This is a genomic window from Paenibacillus sp. EKM301P (assembly GCF_011800295.1).
GTDB classification, from domain to species: Bacteria; Bacillota; Bacilli; order Paenibacillales; family Paenibacillaceae; genus Paenibacillus; species Paenibacillus polymyxa.
Map to the genome: position 1 here is coordinate 76,382 of NZ_JAALFM010000001.1, position 11,787 is coordinate 88,168.

The 11,787-nt window shown below is 49.2% G+C and carries 8 protein-coding genes; 7 read left to right on the plus strand and 1 reads right to left on the minus strand.

Translation table 11 applies throughout. From position 1 onward, the window contains the following. Positions 1-199 precede the first annotated feature (199 nt). Positions 200-3,043, minus strand: a complete 2,844-nt coding sequence (locus tag HFD99_RS00335; RefSeq protein WP_025365093.1) for an alpha-amylase family glycosyl hydrolase — start codon at positions 3,041-3,043, stop codon at positions 200-202. A gap of 338 nt (positions 3,044-3,381) precedes the next feature. On the opposite strand from HFD99_RS00335, the gene HFD99_RS00340 reads away from it, so the two are divergent. The 7 genes from HFD99_RS00340 (at position 3,382) to hydF (ending at position 11,721) form a co-directional block, all read left to right on the plus strand. Beyond that, positions 3,382-3,918, plus strand: coding sequence for a hypothetical protein (locus tag HFD99_RS00340; RefSeq protein ID WP_225164765.1), 537 nt, complete (start codon positions 3,382-3,384; stop codon positions 3,916-3,918). Between the two features lie 129 nt (positions 3,919-4,047). Further along, positions 4,048-6,210: a formate dehydrogenase subunit alpha gene (gene fdhF, locus HFD99_RS00345; protein ID WP_016822143.1), complete on the plus strand. Its 2,163-nt coding sequence runs from the start codon at positions 4,048-4,050 to the stop codon at positions 6,208-6,210. 236 nt (positions 6,211-6,446) lie between these two features. Then, entirely contained in the window at positions 6,447-6,836 is a 390-nt protein-coding gene (locus tag HFD99_RS25585; protein ID WP_269204148.1) for a 4Fe-4S dicluster domain-containing protein, read from the plus strand. A gap of 32 nt (positions 6,837-6,868) precedes the next feature. Then, a complete protein-coding gene (locus HFD99_RS00355) occupies positions 6,869-8,371 on the plus strand; it encodes a [FeFe] hydrogenase, group A (protein WP_225164766.1) in 1,503 nt (500 codons plus the stop codon). Positions 8,372-8,440: 69 nt separating this feature from the next. After that, a complete protein-coding gene (locus HFD99_RS00360) occupies positions 8,441-9,031 on the plus strand; it encodes a 4Fe-4S dicluster domain-containing protein (protein WP_016822146.1) in 591 nt (196 codons plus the stop codon). 1 nt (position 9,032) lies between these two features. Beyond that, positions 9,033-10,481: an aspartate ammonia-lyase gene (locus tag HFD99_RS00365; protein ID WP_031461641.1), complete on the plus strand. Its 1,449-nt coding sequence runs from the start codon at positions 9,033-9,035 to the stop codon at positions 10,479-10,481. Continuing rightward, positions 10,468-11,721, plus strand: a complete 1,254-nt coding sequence (gene hydF, locus HFD99_RS00370; protein WP_031461642.1) for a [FeFe] hydrogenase H-cluster maturation GTPase HydF — start codon at positions 10,468-10,470, stop codon at positions 11,719-11,721. Before HFD99_RS00365 ends, hydF begins: the two co-directional genes overlap by 14 nt. The last annotated feature ends 66 nt before the right edge of the window (positions 11,722-11,787 follow it).

Here is an 11,787-nt window from a genome sequence, read left to right on the forward strand (position 1 = left end):
AAAAATATATCCCCCTAGTTTTCTAACCAACATTTGCCCCGAGAGCTATGTATCTTGGAAGATTAACACACCAAAGGCCGAGGGTTATTTTTCCTTTCGACCTTTGGTATGACTCTATTTTTATATCATTATAGTTTTCTGTTAAACCTTGAGATTCAGTGTTTCTCCATATCGTACAACGTCAACCTCCGCTGACAGTTTACTTCAAATAGGTTCCCGTTTCTCCAATTCCACCACTGCCATTCAATACATATACCCTTGCATTTCCTTTACCGGAGCAAGTCAAGGTGATTTTGCCATCCGTAACGGTTTTGGAATCACCGGTCACTGCATCCACATAGGTTCCGTTCGGAATCCCGGAAAATGTTGCATTACCTGAAATCGTGACCAACGCAAAACTGTCAATGCCTTTGGCGCTGTCGGTATATCTTCTTTTAAACGCAAGATTGCCCGTTACATTCTCTGTAGAATACTGGCCTTTTTGCAAGGCAGGAACAGCTCTTCTAATTAAATTTAGCTGTCTGATATGTTTCGCCAGAGGATGGTTCAGTGATTCCGCAAGCGTGCCAGTAGCGTTTGTGTATTTGCCATAATCTTGTACCATAACACTGCCTTCTATGTGATCCCCGTAATAAGCCCGTCCCGTTTTGCTTAGCGGTGCGTTTGGACCCGGATCAATGACTGCCCCCTTTTGAAATTCGATTTCGGAGCCATAGAAGATGGCGGGTATTCCGCGGAAGGTGAACATCAGATCGAGATTCTCGGCCCAAGTGTCTTGTGTGCCCGCAAATCTTTGATTTTCCGGAGCCTGATCAGGCGCATAGTCATGCGAGTCGACATAGGTTACATTCCACGTAGCATCATTATAGTATTGGTCGCCACTTCTCATATTAAAGGCTTCATGCGCGGTCTTGAATGCCCAATGCATCGGGAAATCAATCACATCCATGCCCGATTTCCTCGAATAGTCAGGTGTATGATAGGTATTGCCGATTAAGAAAGCATTGTTCGAGGTTGGCTGTCCTGCTGTAGTAGAGTTATCCGCCCACTCTTGTTCAACCGACATTTTATTAGAGGCATAGTCATTTTTCCCATCGCCCGGATACGATTTTGAAGCCTTCCAAGTATAGAATGGTGTTGAGATCGCTGGAATTCCGCTGTTCCAAACATCTCTGTACCGGGTGGCTACTTCTCCAAAAACATAGAAATCCGAGCCTCCTCTTGTCTTCCAGGCAGGAATATAGTATTTATTGAAAATATACCGGCTCACATGCTTCACTGTATCGACACGGAAAGCGTCCACACCCATGTCTATATAGTGATTGTAAGTATCAATTAAATATTTGTTAACTGCAGGGTTTTCTGTATTCAAATCCACGCAATCTCCCGCTATCTGACCAGTCTGAACAGTATAGGATTCCCAGGAAAGACTTTTCTCTGTATGGTAAATGTTATTGTTCGTTTCCGTATTCTTCATTAGAGCGAGCCTTGCCTGATACTGCTGATCGGGTGTCATGGAATCATAGTTTGGCGGCAGCTTATCCGTAGTTTTCACCAAGTTGTTACCGGTATCCGGTTTAGCCGGATCTTTCCTAAACATGGGGTACAGATTCTCTTCACCAAAATTGCCGGTATGATTGACGACGATGTCCTGAATGACCTTCAGCCCTTTGGCATGGGCCGCATTGATCAAATCCTGATAAGAAGCTCCCGCCGATTCATACCTTGGGTCTACTTTGGCAAAATTTATAGCATGGTAACCATGATAATCATAACCGCTGGCATTCTGCACAACAGGTGTAATCCAGATGGCACTAAATCCGAGGGCTTTGATATAATCGAGTTTCTGAATCAGCCCCTTAAAATCTCCTCTCCAAGCAGGGTCTGAATCTGGATTACGCGCCTTGGCATCATCCCATGCGTGCACATTGTTGCTTGGATCACCGTCATAGAACCGGGAAGTAATCACGAAGTAAATAGTGTCTTCCCGAAAATCACCTTTGTCTCCAATATTATAAACAAAGCTCTGTTTGGTTTGATTTCCAGCACCGTCTATAACAAGAAATTTTAATGTCGTGGTCTTGGAGATAAGGATGGATGGTCCGGTCAATCCGGCCAATGCGTTACCGAGGATGTAGACTTTTGAGCTTGTGGTCGGTTCCGTACCATCCTCCGTGTAGTATGCCTTGGTCGTTGCCGCCTTGTTATCTTTCAGGTTGAAGGATACAGTCACAGAGGAACCGGAATGCCCGGCAGGCAAATTCGCTGTGATTGTCGGAGCTTGCAGATCGGCATTCAGGTCAATTACATAATCGAAAGAGGATGCATTTCCGGTTTGACCGATTGAATTGACGGCGATGGCCTTGATAGTCAAAGAGGAAGCAACCTGAATTGGAGTGGTATACAAGGTCGAGGAGGTCGTAGGTGTCGAACCGTCTACCGTATAATAAATCTTGTCGCTACTGTTGGTGCTGGAAAGCGTTACCGTTTGAGTCGAATCGTATGTTTTCGGCACGGGAGAGATGGAAACCGCCGGAATTTTTGGAGTTTCCGGGTTGGCATCATACCATACATTATCCGTGTAATACCAACCCTCTTTCACACTGCGAGACAAGTCGGCCGTCTGTTTGCCACTACTGTCATTAAAAACGAGACTTGAGCCTGTCGCCTCGGCAATGGTATAGCTATACCAGTCGTTTCCGTCCGACTTCATCAGAATTCCTGGCCACGCCCCACTAATCGGAACGGTTGACGGATTCAAATTCCAGTAATGGATTCGAATTGTTGAATTCCAGTTTGAAGGCTTCTTAAAGTGAACCGTTAATCCGTTTTGAGTTGCTGTAGGTGTTGCTAAAGGTGCATATGTTGCACTAACGGTAGAAGTAGCAGCCGATGATGGAAGAGCATTCACTGTGGAATTCATATAGGTTGCTGTATAATCGGTATTGCTGGCCGAAGCACCACTAGGTAAACCGAAGAAGTTCAAGCAAAGCGACAATATAATCAACCAAGAAATAAAACTCCCTGTTTTTTTTCTTAGCAAGTTAACACCCTCCTGATAAAATTTAGTGGGTAGATCGTGCAACCGGTTGCATAAAAACAAAAAAAAAAGAAAGACACTTATTTGGATAAAATGAATCTATTGATCGCCTCCTCCGTGTTATGTAGGGAAAATAATCATTGTACGCGCTTACAAAATTAGCACTTAGAAAAGCCCATTTAAATACGGCTCAATAATACCCAATGATTTTTCCTTTTTTGATTATATCATCCATACTTTTCCTCGGTCAATGTATTTGCTAGTGTGTAGATTTCCTCGCTCGCTAAATTCCCAGCACACCTATCTCCAATCTAAACTATGTAAAATTTTGGTTAGGTGTAATGAATTTCACATCTTTCCGGGTCAACCTGTTCTACCATAGAAGAGTGATACGCCGTGCTGGGCAGACCATTTTGGTTGGGACGTCTACTTCCTTTTCTAAATTAGCTACAGAGGCTGTCTGGCATGTGCGGCAAGTACGCCTTTATTTTGATTCGAAGCGGAGTGTCCAGATGTTGAATACCGAATTGGAATACCGTGAGCGCATCAGGAAGCTGGCCGTATGTATTGTCAAGCATTACCGAGGAAAAGGACCGGACAACGTTAAGGTTTCTCTCAACTCACCACTCCGAGTTACAGTAGAGATCCAGGGTACTTTGTCTAATCTGTCCGAAATTCTCGTTCATGAAGGCGCTGTGGAAAAGGTCAGTGATTACTGGAACGTCCTTCGTCCTTATCTGGAAAAGGAGTTTATGAGGGAAGCCGAAAAAACACTTGGCAGTCCCTTCACTTACACTTGGGAGGTCTGCCCCTCCGTCCATGGAGACGGACATATTATCATTACTCTTGAACTACAACACATACCCCGGTTGGATTAGCGGGAAGGAGATTATCTCCTCGCTCGCGGATAAGCCAGTACAGGATGCAGCGTGAAGCGGCATTTTTGTATTGGCTTTTTTTCATGTTACGAGTTTCATCTATTTCATATAAAAAGAGGTGCTGCACACATGGCAGACAAGGTATTAACAGTATGTCCTTACTGCGGAAGCGGTTGTCAGCTTCATTTGCTAGTGGACAAAGGACAGGTAATTGGCGCAGAGCCGGCTAATGGTCGTACAAATGAAGGAACATTGTGTTTGAAAGGACATTATGGGTGGGATTTTCTGAATGATCCACAGATTCTGACTGCACGCTTGCGCAAGCCCATGATTCGCAAAAATGGAGTCATGGAGGAAGTGGAGTGGAATGAAGCCATTCAGTATACTGCCGAAAGACTGTCAGCAATTAAGGAAAAGTATGGACCTGACTCTATCATGGGGACGGGCTCCGCGCGCGGTCCGGGAAATGAAGCCAATTATGTCATGCAAAAGTTCATGCGGGCAGTCATTGGCACCAACAATATTGATCATTGCGCTCGTGTATGCCACGGCCCTTCTGTAGCAGGTTTGACTTACTCGCTCGGGGATGGAGCTATGTCCAACTCTATTCCTGAAATTGAACACTCTGATCTCATTTTCGTATTTGGATACAACGCACCCGAAACGCATCCAATCGTCGCAAGACGCATTGTAGCTGCCAAGCAAAGAGGTGCCAAAATTATTGTTTGTGATCCACGCATGACTGAAACTGGACGCATTTCAGATATGTGGCTACCTCTAAAAGGCGGCTCGAACATGGCTTTGGTGAACGCTTTTGGTCATGTGCTAGTGCATGAAGGGCTGTACGACAAAAGATATGTGGAAGCAAACACAGAAGGCTTTGCCGAATACGTAGATAGCATTAAAAAATATACGCCCGAATATGCAGAAGGCATCACAGGTGTCAAGGCGGCTGACATTCGGGCGGCTATGAGGGAATATGCCAAGGCTCCTACCGCTACAATTCTGTACGGAATGGGCGTATGTCAATTTTCACAGGCTGTTGATGTGGTAAAAGGGCTTGCTTCCCTTGCCCTACTGACCGGAAATCTGGGCAAGCCAAATGTAGGTATTGGACCTGTACGTGGACAAAACAATGTTCAGGGCTCCTGCGACATGGGTGCATTACCTAATGTGTATCCTGGTTACCAGGATGTCATTGACACCGCAGTTCGCAAAAAGTTTGAAAAAGCATGGGGTGTTGAGCTACCGCGTAAAAAAGGATATTCACTTACAGAAGTACCGCATCTCATCCTGAAAGAGAACAAGCTGAAGGCTTATTATATTTTCGGCGAAGACCCTGTACAGAGTGATCCGAACGCTGCCGAGCTGCGTGAAGCGCTAGAACAATTGGAATTTGTCGTGGTGCAGGATATTTTCATGAACAAAACGGCGCTGCATGCGGATGTCATCCTCCCTTCTACCTCTTGGGGCGAGCATGACGGGGTGTATTCTTCGGCAGATCGGGGCTTTCAGCGTATCCGTAAGGCCGTCGAGCCGCAAGGTGATGTAAAGCCTGACTGGGCCATCATTAGTGAGGTTGCTACCGCCATGGGCTACCCTATGTCCTATGCGAACACAGAGGAAATTTGGGATGAAATGCGAAGCCTCAGTCCTTTATTCGCTGGTGCCAGCTACCAGAAAATGGAGGAACAAGGCGGCGTGCAATGGCCCTGCCCTACAGAGGATCATCCAGGTACACCGTATTTGTACAAAGGCAATCAATTTTCCACACCTAGTGGTAAAGGACGATTATTCGCCTGCGAATGGCGTCCGCCGCAAGAACAGCCGGATGCAAAATTCCCGCTTGTCTTATCTACAGTCCGTGAGGTAGGCCATTATTCGGTGCGTACGATGACTGGGAATTGCCGTGCATTACGCCAGTTGTCTGATGAGCCTGGATTTATTCAGATTAGCCCAGAAGACGGAGCAGATCTGAATATTCTGGATGGCGAAATTGTTGCCATCTCCTCCCGTCGGGGACGCATCATGGCGCGGGCACAAATTAGCGACCGTGTGCAACAAGGTGCGACCTACATGACCTATCACTGGTGGGTCGGAGCATGTAACGAGTTAACCGCCGATTTTCTCGATCCGGTATCCAAAACCCCAGAATTGAAATACTGCGCCATCCGGTTGGAACGGATTGCCGACCAAGCGCAGGCTGAACGTGATGTACATGAATCGTACCAAAAGATTCGTAGACAGATGAACGTCCAGGAAGCCGTTCTAGCTGACAAGGTGACAAGATGAGCGGCGTACGAAACACGCTGAACCGTTCGACGAGCAGAATGGGTTCAGCCAATAGAACAAGTGCTGTTGCCTCCTCTTTCGTCGTTGCGGATGGCGGGCAATGTATTGGCTGCAAAGCCTGTGAACTGGCGTGCTTTGCCGTTCACGGTCAGGCGAGCGGCATAGGCGCTTCGATCGGAACCGTCAGCGTGCCTGTGGTGCCCAAGGTGTATGTGGTGCGAGCTGGGGATACGTACGTGCCAGTGCAATGCCGGCATTGTGAGAATGCCCCCTGTGCACATGCCTGCCCGGTGCAGGCCATTCGTCAGGAGGACGGCGTAGTCATGATTGATGAGGAACGATGCATCGGCTGCACCTCCTGTGTATTGGCCTGCCCCTTCGGGGCAATCGAGGTGTCTCCAGTCTATCGAGCCGGGCACGTTATCACGCAGTCCGGCCTGACTCACCGTGCAAATCGAACCGCGCTTCCCCGCACTGCGGCAAGCAAATGCGATCTGTGCGCGGAAACAGAGAACGGACAGCCTGCTTGTGTAGAAGCCTGTCCAAATCATGTGCTACGGCTGGCCAATGGTATATCCGACTCGCCTCCAGAGCCTCGGCGGGAAGTCTTTTTCCCACGCCTGTAAGGTCAAAATCAGCCGCAGAAAGGTAGAAAAACATGTCAACAACAGACAAGATCTCTTCGCCTCCTTGTATGAGGACGTCTGATTCTACAGACCCCGTCATTCATATTGACCCAACGCTCTGCACTGGATGCAGACGCTGTGCGGGTGTTTGTCCGGTAGATGCCATAGAGGGACTGCCTGGAGAACCTCAAACCGTGAACGCAGACCGCTGTGTTATTTGCGGTCAATGTGTGCAAATATGCAGCGTATACGCCTCAGATTGGGCAGATTCATCTCCACAGGCAGCCGCCATCAGACGACAGGAACGTATACGTGAACGCGATATGCCTGCCGACATCGGCGAACCGCTATTTGCTGCCTATTATAGCTATAACCTGAATAAGGTAGCTGACATGATGAAGAAGCCAGGACAGCTTCGAATCGTGCAGTGCGCCCCAGCCATTCGCGTGTCACTCGCAGAGGAATTTGGTATGCCGTTTGGTACCCTGACGCCCGGCAAAATGGCCGCTGCCCTTCGTCGCCTCGGTTTTGATCGAGTATATGATACGAATTTCGGAGCTGATGTAACCATCATGGAAGAAGGCACTGAGCTGATTCGCCGCGTAACCGAGGGTGGACCGCTGCCGATGTTCACATCCTGCTGTCCAGCTTGGGTCCGTTTTGCCGAGATTGAATACCCCGATCTGCTAGACCATCTATCCAGCTGCAAATCGCCAATGCAAATGGTGGGAGCGCTGATCAAGACCTATGGTGCACAGCTGGATGAGGTGGAACCTGCGAATATTTACAGCGTCGCGATCATGCCATGTACCTGCAAACAATTTGAATGCGATCGTCCCGAAATGGAATCCGACGGTTATCGTGATGTGGATGAGGTGCTGACCACGCGTGAGCTGGCATACTGGATCAAGCAGCGCGGCATTGATTTTATGAACCTGCCTGATGAAGAATTTGATGCACCGCTAGGACAATATTCAGGCGCAGGCACTATTTTTGGGGTAACTGGAGGAGTTATGGAAGCTGCCATCCGCACAGGCTATGAGCTGCTGACGAATGAGAAGCTGCCCAAGCTCCAGCTGGATTTTGTCCGTGGCGAGGAAGGCATTCGAGTAGCAGAGGTACAGGTAGGCGAGCTGCAGCTCAAGGTGGCGGTCGTCGCTGGACTCCAGCATGCCTACCAACTCCTGGATCGTGTGCAGGCGGGTGAATGTGATTACCATTTTATTGAGGTCATGGGCTGTCCAGCCGGCTGTATCAGCGGAGGAGGGCAACCCAAGCTCATGTTGGAGAAACAAAAAATCGATGCTTATCGTGCACGTAAATCGTCCATCTATGGACACGATGCTGCATCTCAGGTGCGCAAATCGCATGAGAACCCTTTTATCATCAAGCTGTACGATGAATTTCTGGGTGAGCCGCTAGGTCATGTATCGCACCATCTGCTGCACACGACCTTCCAAAAGCGTGGACCCGGCAAGCAGAGCCGTAGCAATGATATGCCCGTCAAAGGGCATAACGATTATTCCATTCATTAGTGCGCTCAACACATAAGTATGATCATTAGAAATTATATTTTGCTGTTAGTTAGAGAGGAGTCGAGTTGTATGAATCGCTTTGTTTTAGCTGATCCCGATCAGTGTATCGGCTGTCGCACCTGTGAAATCGCCTGTGTTATCGCACATTCGCCGGAGAACCCCTTTATCTCGCCAGATGACGAGTTTCATTTTCACCCTCGCCTTCAGGTGATCAAATCATTCGGAGTCACTGCACCTGTTCAGTGTCGTCACTGTGAGGATGCTCCATGTGCTAATGCCTGTCCGAACGGCTCCATTACGAACGCAGACGGCTGCATTCTTATTAATAGCGAAAGCTGCATTGGCTGTAAAACCTGTATGATCGCCTGCCCTTACGGTGCGATTACCATGGTGCCTCAATACAGAGACGGGCAGCCGGTCGTGCAAGACGGACTGTACACCAATGTGTCGGGTCGTTTGCAACCTAAAGAACGCATGATTGCCAGCAAATGTGATTTGTGCGAAGGTGTGGACGGCGGACCGGCCTGTATTGGAAAATGTCCAACTCAAGCCCTCAAGCTGGTCGAGCCAGATCTGGTTCATGCCCGGGTTGAGGAAAAACGAGCTGCAAGTGCACGTCAGCTGCTGCATATGACACGCATTCCGGCGACGGGTCTATAACATGACTCCGTCTTCTCCTCTGGTCAAAGTTATGCGGACCGAACGGGATGCACTAGGAGACATGGAAATTCCTATGGATGCCTTGTACGGTATTCATACCGCACGTGCGATGAACAATTTTGCAGTCAGCGGCAGGCCCGTGAACAGAAATCTGATTCACGCTCTTGTGTTGGTAAAAAAAACCGCCGCTCAAGTGAATGGTGAGCAGACCCGGTTGTCTGCCCACCGGGTCTCTGCCATTGTAAATGCCTGCGATGAATTACTCGCAGGACGGCATCAAGATATGTTTACCGTGGATGCCATGCAAGGCGGTGCAGGCACCAGTACCCATATGAACGTAAATGAGGTCATTGCTAATTTGGCCATCGTACAGCTGGGGGGGCAGCCAGGACAATATGAGCTTGTACATCCGCTGGATGATGTGAACTGCTGCCAATCTACGAATGATGTATATCCGACGGCGCTACGAATTGCAGCGATACGCCTGCTGCGCCCTTTGTGTGACACGATGTCTTTGTTACAAAATGCTTTACAGCAAAAAGAAATAGAATATGCCGACCTGCTCAAGCTAGGCCGCACACAGCTAATGGATGCCCTGCCTATGATGGCCGGGCAAGGCTTTGGCGCCTACGCAAAAGCTATAGGGCGTGACCGTTGGCGCCTCTATAAAGCCGAAGAGCGGCTACGAGAAATCCCTATTGGAGGCACGGCGATTGGCACAGGTATGAATGCGCCTCGGGCTTACAGCTACCGGATGGTCGAAAAGCTGGCGGACGAGACTGGATTAGGGCTATGCCGTAGCGACCACCCCATGGACCCGATTCAAAATATGGATGTCTTCGTCGAGGTGTCAGGTCTACTTAAATCCGCCGCGGTAAATCTGCTCAAAATATCTAGCGATTTTCGTCTGCTAGCCTCTGGTCCTTTCGGTGGTATCGGTGAATACATGCTACCTCCGGTCCAAGCTGGTTCCTCTATTATGCCTGGCAAGGTCAATCCGGTAATGGCTGAAATGGCCGGATTGACAGCGATGCGTGTGATGGCCGAAGATGCGGCTATCACGATGGCTGCTGCCTCTGGACAGCTGGAGCTGAACGCGTTCCTGCCGTTGATTGCCGAATCGCTGCTGGAATCGCTGCATATTCTCACCAATGCCGTTCAACTGTTCGAGGAACGGTGTGTGCGCGGTCTGATCGTACAGGAGGAACGCTGCTCTGCTAATCTGCACAGCTCAGCTGTGATGGCCTCCGCGCTGGTCGCTGAGCTTGGCTATGATGAAGCTGCTTCCATTGCATCAGCAGCCATTGCACAGGGTCGCACACCAGAGGATATTGCAGAGGATCGCGGTCAGCTGACCCGTGCGCGGATTGACCAATTGTGCCATCCCTATACCGTAACCAAGCCCGGAATTCCGGGGCAGGAAGAAGGAACTCACCATGGGAATGAATGATACCCCAAGAAGTAACCGACCACATATCGTTCTGCTTGGTCGCCGAAATGCAGGCAAATCCAGCATTCTGAACGCCTTGACCGGCCAGCCCGCCGCTGTGGTATCACCTATAGGAGGAACGACTACGGACCCCGTTTTCAAGCCGATGGAGCTACTTCCTGCGGGTCCCATTGTTCTGGTGGATACCGCCGGACTGGACGATGAGGGTGAGATCGGGGAGCTGCGCCGCAACAAAACGCTAGAAATACTTAATAGTACAGACTTGGCTCTGCTGGTCATCGACGCCACTGTTGGAGTCGGACCATTCGAGTACGAGCTGCTCGAAAAGCTACGCACCAAAAAGATTCCTGTCATTGGTGTACTAAATAAAATAGATACCCTTGCTGAATCAGATCCAATGGCTGCAACGCTGGAGACCGAATTGAATCTCGCACTGATTCCTTTCAGTGCATCTATGCTCCGGGGTGACGCAGAACTGAAAAAGGCCATCACAAATACACTCCCCCAAAACGAAGATCGCTTCCGTATCGTAGGTGACCTGTTGTCACCCGGCGATCTGGTCGTGCTGGTGGTTCCCATCGATAAAGCGGCACCAAAGGGACGATTGATTCTGCCGCAGCAGCAAACGATCCGTGATACGCTAGAGAGCGATGCCATCGCTGTCGTGACCAAAGAGCATGAGCTACGTTTGACGCTGGAGCGACTGGGACGCAAGCCCAGCCTGGTCATTACCGATTCACAGGTCTTTATGAAAGTTGCGGCCGACACGCCCAAGGATATACCACTTACCTCTTTCTCCATTCTGTTCGCCCGTCATAAAGGCGATCTGGACGAACTGGTGCGAGGAGCAAGAGCCATTGAACGCCTCAAGGATGGAGACCGTGTGCTCATTGCGGAAGCCTGCACTCACCAATGCCAATCTGACGATATTGGTCGAGTAAAAATCCCTCGTTGGCTGCGTCAAACGATAGGCAAACGCCTCATTATCGAACATGCATCTGGCTCCAGTTTCCCTGACGATTTGAGTGAATATGCGTTGGTTATTCATTGCGGTGCCTGTATGCTCAATCGGCGTACAATGCTTCACCGAATGTCTGAAACGAAAGCCGCCAGGGTGCCGATTGTGAACTATGGTGTGTTTATCGCTTATGTCCAGGGAGTCTTCCCCCGGGCTATTGAATGCTTTCCATCTGCTATGCTAGCCTGGGAGCAAGCCGCTAAAGCAGGAAGTTATTCTTAAAATCTCGTCATTAATATTCTTCTCTCTAGACATACAAAAGCAGCCGCGCTGATTCCAACGCGACTG